At 63.2% G+C, this 19,725-nt stretch carries 18 protein-coding genes; 8 read left to right on the top strand and 10 right to left on the bottom strand.

Translation table 11 applies throughout. The features are described from left to right. Window positions 1–646 precede the first annotated feature (646 nt). The 9 genes from RIdsm_RS06700 to RIdsm_RS06660 all read right to left on the bottom strand — a co-directional run bounded on the left by RIdsm_RS06700 (window position 647) and on the right by RIdsm_RS06660 (window position 10,504). On the bottom strand, window positions 647–1,591 hold the full coding sequence (locus RIdsm_RS06700) for a hypothetical protein (protein WP_057814729.1): 945 nt from the start codon (window positions 1,589–1,591) through the stop codon (window positions 647–649). 58 nt (window positions 1,592–1,649) lie between these two features. Next, window positions 1,650–2,921: a diaminopimelate decarboxylase gene (locus RIdsm_RS06695; RefSeq protein ID WP_082647320.1), complete on the bottom strand. Its 1,272-nt coding sequence runs from the start codon at window positions 2,919–2,921 to the stop codon at window positions 1,650–1,652. Continuing rightward, a complete protein-coding gene (locus RIdsm_RS06690) occupies window positions 2,914–3,177 on the bottom strand; it encodes a hypothetical protein (RefSeq protein ID WP_057814727.1) in 264 nt (87 codons plus the stop codon). Before RIdsm_RS06690 ends, RIdsm_RS06695 begins: the two co-directional genes overlap by 8 nt. A gap of 55 nt (window positions 3,178–3,232) precedes the next feature. Then, window positions 3,233–4,636, bottom strand: a complete 1,404-nt coding sequence (locus tag RIdsm_RS06685; RefSeq protein ID WP_057814725.1) for an aminotransferase — start codon at window positions 4,634–4,636, stop codon at window positions 3,233–3,235. 516 nt (window positions 4,637–5,152) lie between these two features. After that, the gene (locus tag RIdsm_RS06680) at window positions 5,153–5,875 is read right to left on the bottom strand and encodes a branched-chain amino acid ABC transporter ATP-binding protein (protein WP_057814723.1); all 723 of its coding nucleotides are present in this window, start codon (window positions 5,873–5,875) and stop codon (window positions 5,153–5,155) included. Next, the gene (locus RIdsm_RS06675) at window positions 5,853–7,625 is read right to left on the bottom strand and encodes a branched-chain amino acid ABC transporter ATP-binding protein/permease (protein ID WP_057814721.1); all 1,773 of its coding nucleotides are present in this window, start codon (window positions 7,623–7,625) and stop codon (window positions 5,853–5,855) included. The genes RIdsm_RS06680 and RIdsm_RS06675 overlap by 23 nt, the downstream gene beginning before the upstream one ends. Beyond that, on the bottom strand, window positions 7,625–8,473 hold the full coding sequence (locus RIdsm_RS06670; protein ID WP_074940208.1) for a branched-chain amino acid ABC transporter permease: 849 nt from the start codon (window positions 8,471–8,473) through the stop codon (window positions 7,625–7,627). Before RIdsm_RS06670 ends, RIdsm_RS06675 begins: the two co-directional genes overlap by 1 nt. 17 nt (window positions 8,474–8,490) lie before the next feature. Continuing rightward, window positions 8,491–9,663, bottom strand: coding sequence for an ABC transporter substrate-binding protein (locus tag RIdsm_RS06665; RefSeq protein ID WP_057814717.1), 1,173 nt, complete (start codon window positions 9,661–9,663; stop codon window positions 8,491–8,493). Continuing rightward, window positions 9,650–10,504: an N-acyl homoserine lactonase family protein gene (locus RIdsm_RS06660; protein ID WP_057814715.1), complete on the bottom strand. Its 855-nt coding sequence runs from the start codon at window positions 10,502–10,504 to the stop codon at window positions 9,650–9,652. The genes RIdsm_RS06665 and RIdsm_RS06660 overlap by 14 nt, the downstream gene beginning before the upstream one ends. Before the next feature lie 372 nt (window positions 10,505–10,876). Between RIdsm_RS06660 and RIdsm_RS06655 the strand changes: the two genes are divergently transcribed. The 8 genes from RIdsm_RS06655 (at window position 10,877) to RIdsm_RS06620 (ending at window position 18,703) form a co-directional block, all read left to right on the top strand. Further along, window positions 10,877–11,659, top strand: a complete 783-nt coding sequence (locus tag RIdsm_RS06655; protein WP_057814713.1) for an IclR family transcriptional regulator — start codon at window positions 10,877–10,879, stop codon at window positions 11,657–11,659. A gap of 287 nt (window positions 11,660–11,946) precedes the next feature. After that, window positions 11,947–12,975, top strand: a complete 1,029-nt coding sequence (locus RIdsm_RS06650) for a TRAP transporter substrate-binding protein (RefSeq protein WP_057814711.1) — start codon at window positions 11,947–11,949, stop codon at window positions 12,973–12,975. After that, the gene (locus tag RIdsm_RS06645) at window positions 12,882–13,937 is read left to right on the top strand and encodes an NAD(P)-dependent oxidoreductase (protein WP_236553198.1); all 1,056 of its coding nucleotides are present in this window, start codon (window positions 12,882–12,884) and stop codon (window positions 13,935–13,937) included. The genes RIdsm_RS06650 and RIdsm_RS06645 overlap by 94 nt, the downstream gene beginning before the upstream one ends. Further along, on the top strand, window positions 13,934–14,305 hold the full coding sequence (locus tag RIdsm_RS06640) for a carboxymuconolactone decarboxylase family protein (RefSeq protein WP_057814707.1): 372 nt from the start codon (window positions 13,934–13,936) through the stop codon (window positions 14,303–14,305). Before RIdsm_RS06645 ends, RIdsm_RS06640 begins: the two co-directional genes overlap by 4 nt. Before the next feature lie 39 nt (window positions 14,306–14,344). Then, the gene (locus RIdsm_RS06635; RefSeq protein WP_057814705.1) at window positions 14,345–15,547 is read left to right on the top strand and encodes a CaiB/BaiF CoA transferase family protein; all 1,203 of its coding nucleotides are present in this window, start codon (window positions 14,345–14,347) and stop codon (window positions 15,545–15,547) included. A 4-nt stretch (window positions 15,548–15,551) separates the two neighbouring features. Continuing rightward, window positions 15,552–16,718, top strand: a complete 1,167-nt coding sequence (locus tag RIdsm_RS06630; RefSeq protein WP_057814703.1) for an acyl-CoA dehydrogenase family protein — start codon at window positions 15,552–15,554, stop codon at window positions 16,716–16,718. Between the two features lie 114 nt (window positions 16,719–16,832). Further along, a complete protein-coding gene (locus RIdsm_RS06625; protein WP_057814701.1) occupies window positions 16,833–17,420 on the top strand; it encodes a TRAP transporter small permease in 588 nt (195 codons plus the stop codon). Beyond that, complete coding sequence (locus RIdsm_RS06620) at window positions 17,417–18,703, top strand: TRAP transporter large permease (protein ID WP_057814699.1); 1,287 nt, start codon at window positions 17,417–17,419, stop codon at window positions 18,701–18,703. The genes RIdsm_RS06625 and RIdsm_RS06620 overlap by 4 nt, the downstream gene beginning before the upstream one ends. Window positions 18,704–18,763: 60 nt before the next feature. Here RIdsm_RS06620 and RIdsm_RS06615 read toward each other — a convergent pair whose 3' ends face one another. Next, window positions 18,764–19,672: a LysR family transcriptional regulator gene (locus RIdsm_RS06615; protein ID WP_057814698.1), complete on the bottom strand. Its 909-nt coding sequence runs from the start codon at window positions 19,670–19,672 to the stop codon at window positions 18,764–18,766. Window positions 19,673–19,725 lie beyond the last annotated feature (53 nt).

Here is a 19,725-nt window from a genome sequence, read left to right as displayed (position 1 = left end):
TCCGATTCCATCCTCGAGTTACATCAATCACCTATATCGTTGCTTTCGTCAACGATATATTTTTATCAAACATTCAAGCGATTGATTTCAGGACCGAAAGCCAGGCAGGACCGAAGCGGTGATTTGGGCTCTCGCGGTGGATGTCGCCCCTCAGCATTTGTTCAGTGGACCATATCGTGCGACCTGGAAACTGTATTCGGGGGATGTCTTGATCGCCACCGGCACGGCGAACGGCGCACAGCCGCCCCCCCCCCCCCGAACGCGGTCACATGGCCAAAATGGCGCAACTAGCCATTGGGAGTTCCGCTATCTGGAAGAAGAATGCTCGATGGGGCCGGACAAGCTGTAGGGCAAGCACCTGACGGACGGCCCATTAGTTTCCGACGCGCCGGACCATATTGGCGAACGCTTGGCGCGACTTCACACCAAGGACGACCCAAAGATCGCACATGTTGCGACAGCATGGCGTCATGCTTGACGACCGGCCCGGGCGATTACGTTCAATACCCATACCAACCGGGTTCAGGCGGCACCCGACCGACTCCGTCTTCCGCCTTGATATCCAAGGCGAATGTGGTGTCCCGGGTGCCACCCCAACATCTTTTACAGGATCGGCAACGTTTGCCCCCTGCGACCGTCGCCGGCGTCAACTATCGGACGGATCGTTTTCCGAGAGTGCGGGTCGGCCACGGATCACACAGACTTCATGATAGATCTCGGCCGCGCTGTCCGTGTCGACAAGCGCCTGCGCTTCGGTCGCGCTCAGCCGCGTGGCACCCTCAGGGTCACCGTAGAACTCGCAGGTGAACTCCCGCTCCAGTCCGGTCTGCGCCAGGGCATTCTCCAGCGCGACGAAGAACGAGATGTCGGTGCCCGCATGTTGCAGCACGATCTGCGAATGCAGTTTCTCGGGCACATAGCCGTTCGCCTCGAACAATTCGAAGAGAACAGCCGAACCGACACGAGCGCCGAAATTCAGCACCACATCTGCCGCCGGCGCAGTCGCCCGGGTCCGGCGCAACAACGCCTCGTTAAGCCCAAGCCCCACAGAGTTGAACGGATAGGAATCGAACTCCGCCCAAGGGTAATAATGCGCGATATGATCCTCGTCGCGGGTATCTGCCCCCTTCGCAAGCTTCGCCTTCTGCGCCGTGCGAAAGGCCCGCAGCCGCACATCGTCGGGCTCGCCGACCTGCGGCAGGCAGCCGACGATGACGTCCGACCGCCCAACCTGCGCCCGCGCTTCGGGCGTGTCGATCAGGCTGACCGCGCCCTCGACCGGGTGAAACCGGTCCGCCCTGCGTGGCGCCAGATCCCGGACATTGCGCTCGGCCAGACCGGCCAGCCGCGGGTCGAGGTCGCTGCCCGACACCAAGGCCGCCTCGCAAATCTGCAGCATGAAGGCGACGTTGATCCCAGTGCCGATACCGACTTCATAGACCCGCTTGCCCCCCAGCCCGGCAATTTCCAACCCTCTCTGAAATGTCTCTGTCCACGGGTCGGTCGGGTCGAATGCGAATTCCGGCGCATGCGGTGTGACCACCGGCTCTTCGGAGTCGCCCACCGTCTCGGGCGTTTTGAAATCGGTCATACTGTCCTGTCCTTGTTGTCGCCTGTATCTCGGGTGCGCAGGTGAGGCCTTGCAGCCATCAATCCAGCAGCAGCACCTCTTTTGCTTCGCCGCGCATGCAATGATCCGACCGCATCGCCGCCGCGTAACCGCCGGCATTGATCAAGGCGACGACATCGCCGGGCCGTGGCTCCGGCATGGCGTGATCCACCGCCCATTTGTCCAACGCCTCGTTCACGTTGCCGACCACGGTGTAGCGGGTCGTCTTCGCATCTCTCGGCACCGCCGGCACGGGCTCGCACGGCAACCCGTAGAAGGCCGGCTCCATGGCAAGGTTGAACCCGGCGTCGAGACCGAGGAACGCGACCTCGCGCCGCCGTTCTTCATAGGTCACGCGGGTCAGAAGTACGCCCGCGTCCTTCACGAGGAAATCGCCGGGTTCGACCGCGATCTTCAACCCACTGCCGGCGAACGCATCCGCTACCGTCTTGGCCCATTTCTCCAGGTCGAGCGGTCGGTCATCCGGGGTGTGTGGCACACCCAGCCCCCCACCGATATTGACTTCGACCGCATCTGGCAGCTGTGCAAGGAAATCCCGGCTTGCCGCCAGCACGTCCGACAGCTGCGAAAGCTCCCGGTCAAGGTAGCCCGATCCGGCATGGAAATGGACCCGCTTGATGGTCAACCCTTGCTTTGCAGCGATCTCGAGCGCTTCGGGCAAGCGATCGATGTAGATGCCGAACTTGGTGACCTCTACACCGCTGTATTGCAGCATGTCGTTGCCAGCATACCCGATCCCGCGATCCGGATTGATCCGGATCCCGATCTCACGCCCCGGGCAGAGCTGACCGAAGCTTTCCAGCGCCGACAGCGAGTCGAGGTTGATGTTCAGACGGTCGAACTTTGCCAGCGCTTCGAAATCCGCAGGTGCCAGCGATGTTGCCGTGAACGAGATATCCTCTTCCCGAAACCCGCAGGCCAGCGCGTGATGCAACTCGCCGGGCGAACAGATATCCGCCCCCACTTCGCGCTGTGCAGCCAGGTATGACAGCAGTTGCGGCGTGCGGTTCGCCTTGATGGCATAGTAAAGACGGTGATCGACCCCTGCCCCGGCCAGCGCCGCTTTCAGCCGGCGCGCATTGTGCAGAACGCGGGGTGGGCGCAAGACATAGGCCGGCGTACCGACCTTGTCCGCCAGGGCGTCAAGGTCTGCATCCCCAAGGCAAAGCCGGCCCGCCTTGTAGCAAAGGTCTTCGCGCGCCCACCAGGCCTCTGGTGGACCGGGCGGTTCGCTCTTCCGGTCTTTGGTGTTTCGTGGTTCGGCTAACGGTGCGCTTGCGGCTTCAGACATGCCGCGGCGCAGTCCCTTCAGCCTCGCCCTGCGCGATCACGCCGGGCATGGTTTCGGCGCAGTAAAACAACTGCACATCCGTGCTTTCGCCGGTGAGGCTGGCCGAGACACGCTCGGCATTGCAGCAGGTTTCGTCGACCAGAACGTCGATCGGCAGCCCGCAATCCGCGCGACCGATCATCGTCTGCTTGATACGCAGAACTGTCAAAGCAGCCGAAAGGCCGCGGCAATCGAGAAATGTGGTCGGTTGGGTCATAGTCTGTCCTCTTTCCTGTTGAACTCAATTGGGTAGAAGAAGGGCGCAGCCAGCCTCACAGCCGGCCGGCCTCCAGGTCGGCGGCGGCGCGCGTCAGCGCGCTGCCCATGATGCCGACAATCTCATCGATGTCGTCCCGCGAAATCACGAGCGGCGGCGACAGGATGCAAAGGTTCTCATACGGCCGCACCAACAGGCCGGCCTCTTGGCAATACGCATCGACCCGGGCAGCCAGCGCCATGTTCTTGTCGTTGGGGCCGGCCTCTTCCCCGGTCCAGCACTCGACGCAGGCCATCAGGTGGTCGCCCCGCACGGTATAGACGATGGGCGAATCCAGAAGCTCCCGCAGGCGCGCCATGAAATAGGGGCCGACATCGCGGACATGGCCGCAGATATCGTCGCGCGTCATGATCTTGATGTTGGTCAGCGCCGCCGCACAGGCGACGGGATGGCCGGAATAGGTGAACCCGTTGGAAAACACCGGCTTCTCCGACGGCGCGGCCTTAGAAATCGTCTCGGCAATCCGATCCGAGACCAGCACCGCCCCCAGCGGCTGATAGCCCGAGGTGATGCCCTTGGCCGTGATGATCATGTCCGGCACGATCCCGAACCGCGCCTCAGAGGCAAAGAAATGCCCCAGCCGCCCGAACCCGGTCACCACCTCGTCGGAAACGTAAAGAATACCATGCTTGCGGCACAGCTCCAGCGTCGCCTTCTGATAGCCCTTCGGCGGGGTCAGAACACCGCCCGACGCCAGGATCGGCTCGGCCACGAAACAGGCCACGTTCTCCGGCCCAAGCCTCTGGATCTCCGCTTCCATCTCGTCGAGCAGTTCCGTCAGCCGCGCCTCGGCGCTGAGCGGGTCGCGGTCCGGATCATGGCCCGGGCTCGACAGGTGATGGATGAACTCGGTCTCGTAATGGAAGTGCGTCTTGTCCGCCGCCTTCCCCGACAGGGACTGCGTCAGGTATGTACCGCCGTGATAGGCATTGACCCGCGACAACACGTGCCGCTTCTCGGGCTTGCCCTGCGCAGCAAAATAGTAATGCGCAATCCGCACGGCGGATTCCACCGCCGTCGACCCGCCTGTCGTGAAATGCACCCGGTTCAGGTCGCCCGGCGACAACTCGGCCAGCTTTTCGGCCAGCTGCGCCGCCGGCTCGTTCGAGACATCCCCGAACGACGTGTAATAGGCCATCTGCCGCGCCTGATCCCCGATCGCATCGGCCAGCTCCTCGCAGCCGTAGCCCACGGTCATGCACCACATGCCCCCGATCGCATCGAGATAGGTCGTGCCCTCGCTGTCCTTCACCCGCACGCCCTTGGCGCTGTTCATGACAACCGGCCGGTCACTGCCAAGTGCCTGAAGATCGGCCCAGGGGTGCAGCACGTGCCGCGCATCCTTCGCCGGCAGGTCCAGGTCGTTTCTCAGCTCTGCGGTTTCCGCGAGTGCATTCATAAGTCGCTATGCTCCTTTGCCCGGCGAGCTCCGCTTTCTGGGCGTAACACGCACGAACTGCGATCCCCCTTCGGGGCAGTTGGATTTTTGGTTCCGGGGCGGCCACACGCTGAACGAAGTCGTCCCGCGCCATCACGCTCTTCGCGCCCCCGGTCTTGCTGTAGCGAGTCGCAGGGAACGGATTTCCGCTCTGTCACACCCGCTCTTCGCCGTCAGGCCGTCAGCTTTCTCACTGACGTCTATGTACTGTAGCTTACAGAACCACGCCCCTCACGACAGGGCTGGGGCTCAGAAATCCGCCTTAATTGCCGATTGACCGGATTTTGACCGCTTGCTGAGCCCCGAAACTTGCCAATGTCGGATTAATGGGCACCCGCTGAATGAAACCGGAGCCGTGGAAGACCTCGTGACAAAAACGCAGCGCGCCTCCGGTCGAACCCGCCTGACCTTTCGCAGTTACAAAAAGACAGTCCGGCGTTCATGCCGGTGCGACGCGGTTTGTCCGCCGGCGTGGCCTTAAAAGAAGACGTCTTCCAACCTTGATTTGAAGCCCGGGTCGGCCGCAGATGTCTGACCGATGATCCGCCCTTGCCGCATCAAGTACACCCGATCACAGGTCGCCGCCACGCGATCGACAAGCTGATCGACGAAGAGAACCGACACGCCCCTTGTCGAAAGATCCTCCACAAGCTTCACGACCCGATCGACCAGAATCGGCGCCAGCCCCGCGGACGGCTCATCAAGCATGATAAGTTTCGGGGCACGCATCAGCCCCTGGGCGATACAAAGCATCTGCCGCTGTCCACCACTCAGGGCGCCAGCCTTCTCGGCAAGCCGGTCGCGCAGTTCGGGAAAGGTCTGAAGCACATCGTCAAGCCGCGCCCGTCGTGCGGCGGCCTGCATCTCGTACCCCCCAAGTTCGATGTTGTCGCGCACGCTGAGCTTGGAAAAGACCCTGTGACCTTCGACCACCTGCACGATCCCGGCCCGGCCCGTCGCGCGCGGCGCTCCCGAGGGCAGACCGGCACCTTCGAACCGGACCTCTCCCGCGCTCCGAGGCAGCAGCCCGGAAAGCACGTTCAGAAGCGTGGTCTTCCCGGCACCATTGGGCCCGACCAGACCCACGGCCTCGCCCGTGCCGATATCAAGCGCAACATCCTCGAGCACGGCGATCTTGCCGTATCCCGCCGCGATTCCGCTGGCCGAGAGAACGGGATCAGCCGGTGCCGAGATATGCATTCTGCACCTCCTTGTTTGTGCGCACCTCGTCCGCCGTACCGGATGCGAGCACAGCGCCAAAGTTAAGCACCGTGATCCTGTCACAGACCTTGAAGATCAGGTCGGCATGATGCTCCACCATCAGAACACCGATGCCGGCATCACGGGCCAGGTGGGCGATAAGCTCGTCGAGCCGCTCGATCTCGTCCCGGCTCAGGCCGGCCGCCGGCTCATCCAGCAAAAGAAACCGCGGTTCCATCATCAGGGCGCGTGCAATTTCCAGAAACCGCAATTCGCTGTGCTGCAGCCTTTCGCAGGACAGATCCGCAAAGGCGTCCAGCCCGACAGTGCGCAACGCGACCATACCGCGCTCGCGCATGGCGCGCTCGTCCTGTCGCTGTGCAGGAAGGCCAAGCGCCGCGCTGACAAATCCGGTGGACGGAGATTGCGCGCCGATCAGGACGTTCTGCAGCACGGTTGCCTCGCCGACCACCTTCGGCGTCTGGAATGTCCGCGCGATCCCTTTCGCCGCGGCCTCTTGCGGTACGCCGCCGGCCAGAAGGTCCGAACCGATGCGCACGGCCCCTTCCGAGGCCGTGTTGAAGCCGCAGATGACATTCAGCGTCGTGGTCTTTCCGCTGCCATTGGGGCCGATCAATCCGTGCACTTCCCCCGGCACCACCGACAGCGACACCGCGTCCACGGCTTTCAGCCCGCCAAAACTGATGCTGATCTCACTGGCCTCAAGCGGCGCCTTTTCAGTGCGGTCATGGTCACGCGCCAGCTCCGGCCGAATGCGGATGACCCGGCTTTCGGGCAACGGGGGCTCGGTAAGCTTGCGCAGGCCCTCGCCGATACCCCCGGGAACCAGAAGGGTAATGCCCAGCAACAGCGCCGCGTGGATCAGTGTCGACCACGCCGCCAGATCGACCGACAGCTCTGGCAGGATTGTCAGGATCACGGTCGCCAGCGCCGGCCCCAGAACTGTACCGCGCCCTCCGACCAGGATGGCGACGAAGAACAGCAGTGACAGGTCGAAATTGAACGCTTCCGGGGTGATGTATGTCTGCACGGATGCGTAAAGCGTACCCGCGACCCCGGCAAGCGCGCCTGCGAAGATCAGCACCGGCACCAGCGAGCGCCGGTTTGACAGCCCGCAGGATGCAGCCGCGACACCCGCATCGCGCAACGCAACCAGTTCTCTCCCGTAGCGGCTGAAGGCAAGGTTGGTCGTCAGCCACGTACAGAGGATCGCCGCCACCATGCACACGTAATACAGCCCGCTCACCGACCCCAGCGCCCCCGGAAACATCGGGCCGGGAATACCGATCCCGCCGCCCGTGACGCTGGTCCATGAAAACGCGATCTGGGTCACGATTTGTGCAGCCCCGAGCGTTGCCACGGCAAAGTAGAAGGTTCGCAACCGGAGCGCAGGTATCCCGACAATCAGCCCGGCCAGCGCGCAAAGGGCCGCGGCTGCCGCCATCGACAGGAACGGATCGAGCCCGAGATGGAAACACAGCGCGCTCGCCGTGTACCCGCCCACCGCCAGAACCGCGACATAGCCAATGGCCAGTTGCCCGGCAAACCCGACCACGAGGTTCAGACCGCTGATCAGACACCAGTAGACAAGGATGCGCGTGCCAATCACGACGAAATAGTCATCACCCCAAACTGGAAGCGAGACCAGCGCCGCAAGCACGGCAACACCCGCGATCGCCATCACCGAATTGAAGGCGAAAGCCGGCGCAGCCGGTCGGGTCGTATCCATCAGACGAGCCTTTCGCGTGTGTCGCCGAACAGTCCGTTAGGTCTCAGAAGCATGGCGAGAATGAAGACCGAGAAGACAACGATGCTGGAAAACACCCCGCCGACCAGGAAATTCGCCGTTTGCTGCAACAGCCCAAGCGCCAACCCGGCAATCAACGCCCCGGTCGCGCTTCCCAAACCGCCAAGTGCCACGGGAATGAAGCCGAACACGATCAGCATCGCGCCATTGGCAAAGAACGCCAGAAGCAGTTGGCCACTGGCAAAACCGATCAGCCCGCCGATGGCACCGGCAAGGGCAAAACTTGCCATTCGCAAACCACGCTCCGGCAGGCCCAGCGCCCGGGCCAGGTACGTGTCCTCGGCCACGGCCAGAAAGGCGCGCCCGGTCAGCGTGTACGACAGCAGCAGGTGCAGCCCGACGAAGACGAACGCACAGGCGACCATGGGCAACCAGTATTTTTCGTCCGCCAGCCCGGTTCCCTCGCCCAAAAGACGGGGGAAGGGCTGAGGCTCCGTACTCCACAAGATCGCGACAAGTTGCTGGATCACGATCGCGAAGGCCAGCGTCGACACGACATAGAGATGCTGGTCGATCCGGGCCAGCACGGGCCGCACGGCGACGAACTCGACGATGAGCCCGACAACCGCGCAACACAGCAATGTCGCCACGAGGCTGAGGAAGGGCGGCAGGCCATGCAGCATGAACGCAGCCCCGAGGACGCCGCCCAGCATACCCACCTGCCCTGCCGTGAAGCTCATCACGCGCGAGGCCTGGAACATGGTGTTGTAGCTGATCCCGATCGTCGCGTAGACAGATCCGAGCGCGAGCCCCGAAACAAGAATGGACATCCACATGGCCTGTCCGATCACGAATAGCCGGGCGCGAGGGTAAAGGCGCCGTCGCTGAAGGAATTCGCCTTGACCATAACGACATCGCCGTCTGCAAGACCGTTGTGATTGTCGGCCGTAAAACGCCAGTTTGCCATCGCGCCCTCGAACGGGCTGGCGCTGACCATGGCGGCATTGACCTGATCGGCATCGGTGCTGCCGGCAGCTTCAACGGCCTGCGCGAAGGACATGACCGCATCGCGGCCGGTGGCGACCCAGAACAGCAACGTATCGGAAAGCTCTCCGGACTGCTTGAATTCCTCGACGAAGTCGGCCGTGAAGTCAGGCAGCTTGCCATCGCTCTGATAGCTGCAATTGCGGAACCCCACCGAGTAGACGTTTTCCCAGTTCTCCGGCTTGTCCAGCAGCTTCTGCACTTCGCCCGAACCAAGCGCGGAATGACCGACGATTGGCGCATCCCAGCCCAGAGTGGCCCGTGTATTCATGAGCCGCGCCATCAACCCGGCATTCACGGTCCACGGAACCAGGGCCTTGGCGCCGGCTTCGATGGCGCGTGATACATCCGGCGTCACATCGGGCTGCGCCGGGTCGATCTGCGCGCGGTAAACGACATTCGCCCCCGCCGCTTCGAGCGAGGTAACCTGTGCCTCCGCCGCCGCAAGTCCATACCCGGCGATGTCGCTGATCACGGCCACATCCGTCACGCCCAGGCGATTGCCAATGTAATCGGTGATCGCCAGTTCGAGCTGGCTCTGTTTCGGCGCGAGGCGGAAGATGTTCGACGTCTCCGGCGTGATCAGCGCGTCGAGGAAGCCCGGGATCAGGTTTGGAATGCCATACCGTTGCATCACGGCGGTCGACGCAAGGGATTCGCCAGAGCTGCTTGGCCCCCAGATCAGATCGACCTTGGTGCGCGCGCCAAGTTCGGTCACCGCGTTGACGGCCTTGGCCGGGTCTCCGGCCGTGTCCCGCAGAACGATCTCTATGGGCCGCCCGGCGATCCCGCCCGCCTCGTTCAGTTTCTTCACCGCGAATTCCATACCGCGCTGATAGCCGTGGCCCGGCGCCGAACTTGGCCCGGTCAAAACGGTGATCCAGCCGATCTTCAGCGGCTCCGCCGCCCGGAGAAGGCTGGGGGCCGCAACCCCGGCCGCCAGTGCGGCCAGCGAGAAATCTCTACGTGTTAACATCGTTTCCTCCCGATTTTTTGGTCTTCAGAAATTGGATAGTGGTGTCTCCTTCGGCCCCCCCATCGAGCCGCGCAACGATTCCCGCTTCTTTGGGGCCGGCGGCCGGAAAGCGCTCCATCACGTCCGGGTCGTGCCCGGGGATGATAAGATCCGCCCCGTCTGCAAGGGCTTCGGCCGTTTCATAGGCCCGCAGCATGTCCACGACATTGGCCGCCACCGGAAACGGGCGCCGGTCTGTCAGGTTCTCCCGGAAATGGCAGATGTCCGATGCCAGCAGCAGCCACCCGGCCTTGGTCATGACGCGCACGCAGGTCAGGCCGTCGGAATGACCGCCCACGTGGTGCAGCTCGACCCCCGGCGCAAGCGTGCGGACACGCTCCTCCATGATTGCGACACGTCCGGCACGGGTCAGGGACATGGCGGTGTCGACATGGGCCCTTTCGTAATGCTGGGCGAGGTGATCGAACCGCATCAAGGGGCCTGCAGCGAACTCCAGCTCCCTTGCATGCATATGAAATTTTGCTGCGGGAAACGCCGACAATCCACCGGCGTGGTCATAGTGCAGGTGCGTCTGGATGACGTCCGTCACGGTATCAGCCTGCAACCCGACCCGTTCGATCGCGTGCACCGGGTCCCGGTCCGCAACCCGCCCCCGCTTCGCACCGGACGGGGCGCAAAAGCCTGTATCCACGACGAAGGCTCGCGCCTCGCCGATGATCGCCCAGACGAAATAGTCCATTTGCACAGGCGCATCATCGGCAGGCCCGCCAAGGAAACACGACGACCGCTCGGCCTTCCGGCTGGCATATCGTATCGCAAAGACCTTGTTGCGGGCGCTCAAAACGGGTCCTCCTCCCAATCAGACCGAATCTGACACATATTTGTTTATATTTGTCCATATTTTGTCAAGTATGGAAGCGGGCGCTGAGGCAAGTGCGCGACAGATCATCATATAAACACCTGTACTACATATATTTTCCACACGCGGGCGCTCCATACGAAAGCATCGGCCCAACATCACTTCACAATATTGAGGTTTACTTGCTCATATGTGATATATTTATGATCAAGGACAAACGGCGGCCCGCCCGTCAGCGTTGGCGCCGAAGGCGTGACCTTGTGCACCCCTTGCCGGGCGGGCCTTACATATGCACACGCCTTCCGCTACATCATCGTAGCTCGACGGCGACTGGAAAGAGAAAGTGACCTGCGAATGCTGGTGAGACGCGTAGAAGATGTTCTGGAATTGCTGGAGTTCTACGCCGAATTCCAGAAGCCCGCGACCATATCCGAAGTCTCGCAGCATTTCGGCTGGCCCAGGTCGAGCACGTTCAACATCCTGACGACCATGTCATCGCGCGGCTACCTGTACGAGTCCGGCGGCAAGGGCCAGTACTACCCAACGTCCCGGCTGTTTCGCGTCGCCCAATCCATCAACGCAGGCGCACCCCTGCCCGACGCGGTCATCAGCCTGCTGGACGAACTGGCCGAGGACACCGAGGAAACCGTTTTCCTGGCCGCCCCATCCGGGCTTCAGGCCGTCTTTCTCGAAGTACGCCAATCCCCGCACAGGGTACGCTACTTCGCCGATGTCGGCGGCCAGATCCCGCTATTCGCCACCGCCACGGGGCAGGCGATCCTGAGCCAGCTTCCGGAACGCCATGTCGACAGTATCTTGCGCCGCGTGCGCTTCGAGCGCTACGGGCCCGGCACCCCGATGAGCATCGACGAGGTCATGCGCTCGATCCGGCAATCCTTGCGTCGGGGCTATTTCGTGAGCGCATCGAATTACTCGCAAGACCTTGGTGGGGTATCCGTACCCCTCGTGATCGACGGGCGCGCCTACGCGATCACAGTGGCGGGCCCACTGTCACGCTTTGAACCGCGTCAGCTTGACTACGTCAAACTCCTGCACGACCGCGTACCGGCCTATCTCGGCACCGACTTCTTCAGCGACAGCGTCAAGGGGCTGAAACCGCTCGCCACCACGGAATAGGGCCTGATCCGGACCATAACAGGCAAACCGAACGCGCAAGAAACGACAGGGCGCCGCCGGTTTTTAATGTTTAACTTCAAATACCTGAACTGACCCAGCGGCCAGTCCCCTCTCCGTGTGCGCCCATGTTCCATCCAGACCCGCCCTGCCGAAGAACCGCTTGAGCGGCTTGACAAGTATCGACTCTCCTCACTATCAATTCACATATTGAACAAATATCATCAACATGATGAACGAACTTCGATGGGCTCGAACCCCGTCGCAGTGACAGTGGAGGAGGAATTGACATGAACATTTCGGCAAAATGGATCGCGGCCGCCTGCATCGCAGTTTCCGCGACGGGCGCTGTGGCGCAGGAGGTCACGTTGCGGATCGGGGACACCTTCCCCGTCGGTCACTACACGCCCGAGAATCTCGTCAAGGTCTGGATGGCCGGCGTCGAGGAAAACGCTCCGGGCGTATCGTTCGAGTATTTTCAGGCCGGGCAACTGGGCAAGGCCAAGGATCATCTGAAACTGGCGCAGTCCGGCGTGCTGGACATCGCCTACGTCGCGCCCTCCTATGTCAGCGACAAGCTTCCGATGTCTTCCGTGGCAGAACTGCCCGAAGCTTTCACGACAGCCTGCGAAGGCACTTGGGCCTACTGGAAACTGGCACAACCCGGCGGGCTGCTCGACGAGATCGAGTTCAAACCCAACGGCGTGCGCGTGCTGATGGTCATGGTGCTTCCCCCCTATCAGCTTTACGTGCGCGGAAACGAAATCGACGGCGTTGACAGCTTCAAGGGGCTCAAGATCCGCACGACCGGCGGCGCCAAGGAAATCGCAACGGTCAAACTGGGCGGTGTGCCGGTTCAGATGGCCGCGCCCGAAGCCCGCAACGGGCTGACCCGCGGCACCATCGACGCCTTGCTGTTTCCCACGCCCAGCATCCTGCCCTACGATCTGGCCACCGCGCTCGACTATGCCACCGAGGGCCTGAACCTCGGCTCCTTCGTGACGACCTACGCGATTTCCCTAGACAAGTGGGACACCCTGTCGCCCGAGGTACAGGAGGCGATGACTGCCGCAAGCGAGGCCGCGATCCAGTCGGGCTGCGAAGCGGTGGACGCACTGAACGCCGCCGACAAGCAGACGATCACCGAAGCGGGCGTCGAATACGTCACTCTCTCCGACGCGGACCAACAGAAAATCTCCGGCCTGATGGCCGAAGTCGGCACCGAGTGGGCCAGCCAACTGGACGAGCGCGGCAAGAAGGGCACCGAAGTCCTGGAAGCCTTCCGTGCCTCGCTTGCCAGCGACGGCGATTCAAACTGAAAAGACCGGCCCCTGCCGGACATGCTGACAGGGGCCTTTCACCCAGGAGAATACCTGAAATGAAAGTCGGATTCGTCGGGCTGGGCCGAATGGGCAATCCCATGGCGCGGCGCTTGATCGGGGCTGGGCACGACCTCGTGGTCAGCGACACGAGCGCGGACGCGCTACAGGATCTGGCCGCAGCCGGCGCCACACCGGCCGCAAGCCTCGCCGAGCTTGGCGCAAAGGTTGACATCGTGGTCCTGAGCCTGCCCACTCCCGCCGTCGTCGAAGCCGTGGCGCTCGGATCCGGTGGATTGGCCGAGGCTGGCGTGCGCATCATCGTGGATCTTTCCACCACCGGGCCGACGGTCACGCAATCGCTCGCCACCAGGCTCGGGGAGAAGGGCGTCACCCTCATCGATGCACCGGTAAGTGGCGGCATCTCGGGCGCCGAGGCCGGTTCACTGACACTGATGACATCGGGCCCGCGCAAAACCTACGACGAGATCACGCCCCTGCTGGAACCGATCGGCAGCAAGGTATTCTATCTCGGCGAAACACCGGGGGCCGGCCAGTTGATGAAGGTCATCAACAATACGCTTTGCGCCGCCTCGGTCATCGCCGCGTTCGAGGGGCTGGTGGTCGGCGCCAAGGCCGGGCTCGACACCGACACGATGCTTGACGTGCTCAACGCCTCGAGCGGACAAAGCTTCGCCACCTCGGTGAAGATCCCGCAATGCATAGCGGACCGCAGCTTTCCAATGCGGTTCACGACCGAGCTTCTGGACAAGGACGTAAGGCTTTGCCTTGGCGAAGCGGAACGCCTCGGCGTGCCGATGCCGGTCAACAGGCTGGTCCAGCAGATGCTTGCCATGGGCATGGGCGCCGGCCACGCCCAACAGGATTATGCCAACGTTATCAAGCTTTACGAAGGATGGGCCGGAGCAGAAGTCGGCCGCAGGAACGGAGAAGAGATATGACGGACAGGCTTGAAACGGGTCGCGCGATCCTGCGGCAGACGATGGGCGACGAGTATTACGAAGCGCGCGCGTCGGGCCGGAACGACTTCAACGGGCATTATCGTGACCTGATAGACGGCTACTGCTTCGGCGAGGGATGGGCCGGCGGCCCTCTCACCCCGCGCGACTGCAGCCTACTGGTCATCACGATGCTCGCAACAACCGGCCGGGTGCCCGAGCTCCGTGCGCATCTGCGCGGCGCGCTGAACAACGGCTGCACCCCTGAAGAGATCCGCCATGCGATGACGATGGTAGGCATCTACGCGGGCATTCCGGCCGGGGTCGAAGGATTCCGCTCCGCCGAAATAGTCCTGGCCGAGATCGACTGACCATCGATCCGGACCGGACAAAAGCAGGAGACATTCGGAATGGGACCACTGGACGGATTGAGAATCCTCGACATGACGACGGTTCTGATGGGCCCGTACGCCACCCAGATCCTGGGCGACTACGGGGCCGACGTGATCAAGGTCGAGGCCCCATCCGGTGACCTGATCCGGCAGATCGGCCCCAAGCGGCACGAAGGCATGGGCCCTCTGTTCATGAATACGAACCGCTCCAAGCGCAGCGTGGCGCTTGACCTCAAGCACCCGTCGGGGCGCGAGTCCCTGATGCGTCTGGTCGAGAAGGCAGACGTCCTGATCACCAATATACGGCCCAAGGCGATGGCACGGCTCGGGTTGAGCTGGGACGCGCTCGAGCCACAGAATCCCCGGTTGATCTACGCGGCGCTGGTGGGCTTTGACCAGCGCGGCCCCTACGCCGCGCGCCCCGCCTATGATGACCTGATCCAGGGTGGCGCCTGTATCGCTCACAGCTTCATCCGCGCCGGTCAGCAGCCCTCCTACGTTCCCGCGGCAATCGCGGATCGCATCGTCGGGATGTCGGCGGTGAACGCCATCCTGTCAGCGGTGATCGAGCGCACGCGCTCAGGCCACGGCCAGCGGGTCGAGGTGCCGATGTTCGAAACCATGCTCTCGATGATCCTCGGGGATCACCTGGGCGGCCTCACCTTTGAACCCCCGATGGACGAAGGCGGATATTCCCGCCACCTGTCACCCGACCGCCGCCCGTACCAGACGAAAGATGGCTATGTCTGCGCCCTGATCTACAACGATGGCCATTGGGAGCGGTTCTACCGCGAACTCGGCCAACCCGAGATGCCCGCTGCCGATCCCCGGTTCGCCTCCTTCAACGCGCGCATGGCCCATATCGACGAGGTCTATGCCGAGCTCGGGCGCATCATGGTCACCCGCACCACCCGGGAATGGCTCGACCTGTTCGACCGTGCCGACGTGCCGGCCATGCCCATGCACTCGTTCAAATCGGTACTGGAAGACCCCCACCTTGCCGCCACCGGCTTCTTCCAGGATGTCGACCATCCCACCGAGGGCCCCATGCGCCAGATGGCCGTCCCGACAACCTTTTCGCGCACCGGCGCAAAGCCCGAGCGCCTGGCGCCGCAACTGGGCGCCGACGGCCCCGCCGTGCTGGCCGAAGCCGGGTTTGATCCGAAAGAGATCGCGGCGCTTGTCGACGCCGGCGTGCTGACCCTGCCCAAGGAGGCTTGACCACATGGATTTCGCACTTACCGAAGAGCAGCAGGCGATCAAGGACGCGATCGAGCGGATCTGCGGTGATTTCGGAGACGAGTACTGGCTGCAAAAGGACCGGGAGGGCGGCTTCCCGCTGGACTTCTACGATGCGCTGGCCCGCGAAGGTTGGTTGGGCATCTGTACGGCAGAGGCCCAGGGCGGCGCCGGGCTCGGGGTCACCGAGGCCGCGATCATGATGCGGTCCATCGCCGAAAGCGGCGCCGGCCTGTCTGGCGCCTCTTCCGTGCACATCAACATCTTCGGGCTGAAACCGGTCGATGTCTTCGGCACGGAAGACCAGAAGAACCGCATGGTCCGGCCGATGGCCGAAGGCCGCGAAAAGGCCTGCTTCGGCGTGACCGAGCCGAACACGGGGCTGAACACCACCCAGCTCAAACTGCGCGCCGAGCGGCGCGGCGACCGCTACGTCGTGAATGGGCAGAAGGTCTGGATATCCACCGCGCAGGTCGCCGACAACATTCTCCTGCTGGCCCGCACGACCCCGCTGGAAGAGGTCCGCCGCCCGACCGAGGGCCTGTCGATGTTCTATACGCCGATCGACCGCAACCGCATCACCGTCTCCGAAATCGAGAAGATGGGCCGCAAGGCCGTCGATTCCAACGAGCTGTTTTTCGAGGATTTCGAGATACCGGAAAGCGATCGTATCGGGGAGGAGGGCGAAGGCTTCCGATACATCCTCGACGGCATGAACCCCGAGCGGATCCTGATCGCCGCCGAGGCGATCGGGCTGGGCTTCGCCGCGCTGGCAAAGGCCACCGCCTATGCGTGCGATCGCAATGTCTTCAACAGGCCGATCGGGAAGAACCAGGCGATCCAGCACCCCTTGGCCGTTTGCCGGTCCGAACTTGAGGCGGCGTGGCTGGTGACCCTCAAGGCCGCCTGGGAATATGACCACGACCTGCCGTGCGGGGCCGCGGCCAACATGGCGAAGTACCTGGCCGGCGAGGCCGGGTTCAATGCCTGCCAGCAGGCGGTGATGACCCATGGCGGCTTCGGCTACGCGAAAGAGTACCATGTCGAACGCTACCTCCGCGAAAGCCTGATTCCGCGCATCGCCCCCGTCTCGCCCCAACTCGCTCTTTGCTACATTGCCGAGCGCGTGCTCGGTCTGCCAAAGTCGTACTGAGAACAGGCCGATGTCCGAAGCCGGTTGCAATAATCTCCATGCCACCCGAGCGCCGACACCGCTCAAGGCCACCATCCGGCGTGCCGGCAAGAGCGACGGACAGGAGGAAAAGACATGACCACACCGGGACACGAACCAGCCCACGCAAACCAGGTGTCCCGCTGGATTGCACGGATCGAGGTCATCCTCGCCGGCCTCTCCGGCGTCGCGATGGCCGCGATCATGGTGATTGTCACGATCGACGTGGTCCTGCGCTATGCCTTCGCCGCGCCCCTGTCATGGTCCTACGAGATGATCGGCCTTTACCTGGTCGGGGCGGTTCTGTTCTTCGGTCTCTCCGACACGATGCATCAGCATGGCCATATCGCCCTCGATATCTTCGTACCGCTTGTGCCAATGCGGCTCCTCCACGCGGTCCAGGCGGCCGGGTTCGCGGCGGGCACCGTGCTGGTCGGGCTCATTGCCTGGCTCGAAGCACAGGAAACCTGGCTGGCCTTCATCCGCGATGACCGGCTGGCAACCATCATTCCGTGGCCGACCTGGATCGCGCATGCGATCCTCGTGCTGGGCGTCACCGTGCTGACCCTGCGCTGCGCCTATCTCTCGGCTTTCCACTGCCTCTCGGCGGCGACCGGCCGCGTGCAGGTCGAACTGCCCCCGCCTCCCGTGACGGCAGCCACGCAGACAAGGGGCGACGAATGACAGTCGCCATCGCCCTCGCCACTCTCTGCATCATGCTCGTCTTCGGGCTTCCTGTGGCCCTGGCCATGGGGGTGTCGGGCGCGCTTGGCCTCTACCTCTTCGGCGGATGGCCGGTGCTGCAAGGCATCCTCCAGACCGCCCCCCTTTCGACCGCGAACGATTACGAGATCATCACCATCCCGATGTTCATGCTCATGGCCGAATTCGTCATCCTATCTGGCGTGGCCAACGATCTCTTTCGCGCGGCCACAATCTGGGTCGGGCGCCTGCGCGGCGGCGTCGCCATGGCAACCGCGCTCGCCGGCGCCGGCTTCGGAGCCATCTCGGGCTCATCGACGGCGGCGGCAGCGACGCTCGCCTCGACTTCGATCCCCGCGATGCTCAAGGAAGGATACGAACCGAAACTCGCCTGCGGCGTCGTCGCGATCTCGGGGACGCTTGCCATGCTGATCCCACCCTCGGTGGCATTGATCCTCTACGGGATCATCGCGGATATTCCGATCGGTGCCCTGCTGATCGGCGGCGTCATTCCCGGCCTGATCGTGACGGCCACGATCATCGCCACCATCGCCTTTCTCGTCTGGCGTGACCCCTCTGTGGCGCCGCTCGGCCGCAGCTATACCCTGCGTGAAAAGTTCGGAGCCCTGAAGCGCGTCGGGTTGGTGCTGCTTCTCTTCCTCGCCGTCACCGGCACAATCTATTCCGGCATCGCAACGCCGACCGAGGCCTCAGGCATCGGCGCCTTCTGCGCGATGCTCATCGCGGCATGGGAACGCCGGCTCACCCTGCCCGCCGCGATGCGGGCGCTTCGATCGGCCGTTCAAACCACCTGCATGGTCCTCTTCATCATCCTCGGCGCGCATATCTTCGGCTACTTCTTCACCCTGACGCGCATGACCAACGACATCACCCTCTGGGTCGGCGGGCTCGAAACCTCGCGGTGGGCGATCCTTGCCGTGATCCTGCTCGGTTACCTGGTTCTGGGGTTCTTCATGGACCAGATCGCAATCCTGATCCTGACGGTACCGGTGATCCTGCCGCTGATCCTCCAGCTTGGTTTTGATCCGGTCTGGTTCGGCGTCCTCGTGGTCGTCACCGCCGAGGTCGGAATGGTGACGCCGCCGCTCGGCATGAACGTCTTTGTCGTGGCGCGATACACGCGCCGGCCGCTCGGTGAATTGTTCCGGGGCGTCGCCCCTCACGTGTGGGCCCACCTCGTCATCATCGCGCTGCTCGCCGCCTTTCCGGCCATCACGCTCTGGCTTCCTTCGACCATGCGGTAACCCACCTGAAGGACCACCACGCCGACCCTGCGGCAACAAGATCGAAACCGCTGCACGCCATCAAGCGATCGCCGGCAGATTCCGCTGCACATGCCCCAGGAAAGCCGCCGCAGCCGGCGAAAGCGAGCGGCCCGATTGCCAGACCAGCCCGATCCTGCGTTTCGCACCGAAATCACTGATCGGACGTTGGACCAACCGTTCCATCGGCAGCACCGGCAGCGTCATCGTCGGCAGGATCGAGATACCAAGCCCCTCGGCCACGAGCGCCCCCGCCGTGGCAAGAAGCGCCACCTCGAACCGCGGCGTCAGGGCCGTGTCGAACCGTTGATACGCCCCGTCCAGCAATTCCCGCACGCTCGCACCCTTCTCCATCGCGATGGCGGGCATCTCCACAAGCTCGACCATGCTGTAGACACGGTCCTCCGCCAACGGACCATCCGGCGCACCGACGGCCACGAACGTGTCGTCCATCAGCGGCCTGAAGGAAAGCCGCTTCCGCGCCGAGATCGTGCCGGCCGTGAACCCGAGATCGGCTTGCCCGGTCTCGACCAGGTCAACGACACTCCCCGAGAGCCCGTCGATGATATGCAGGTCGAGATCCGGATGTGCCCTGGAAAAACTCGACAACAAGCCGGGCAACAGCCCGGCCGTCACCGAAGGCAGCCCGGCGATGGTCAGCTGCCCGTGGCTGACCGAAAGGTAGGCATCGAACTCGGTCATGACGTCTTCGGCCGTGTGGATCATGCGTTCCGCCGACCGGGCAAAGGCAAGGCCCGATGCCGTCGGCGTGACATTGCGCGTGTCGCGATCGAAGAGCCGCGATCCCAGCCGCAGTTCCAGCGCCGCAAGCTGCCGGGACAGCGCCGAGGTCGACATGCCCAACGTCTCGGCTGCCGCCCGGAAAGAGCCGGCCTCCTTCAGCGTGACCACGATCCGAAAATCCGTCAGCGAGGGTATATTGCGATTCATGCAACAATTATCGCCAGTATCGCAATTCTCGCAACAGAGATTCTGCGCCATCC

It is taken from the genome of Roseovarius indicus (genome assembly GCF_008728195.1).
GTDB classification, from domain to species: domain Bacteria; phylum Pseudomonadota; class Alphaproteobacteria; order Rhodobacterales; family Rhodobacteraceae; genus Roseovarius; species Roseovarius indicus.
This window is presented reverse-complemented; position numbering and strand designations above follow the sequence as displayed.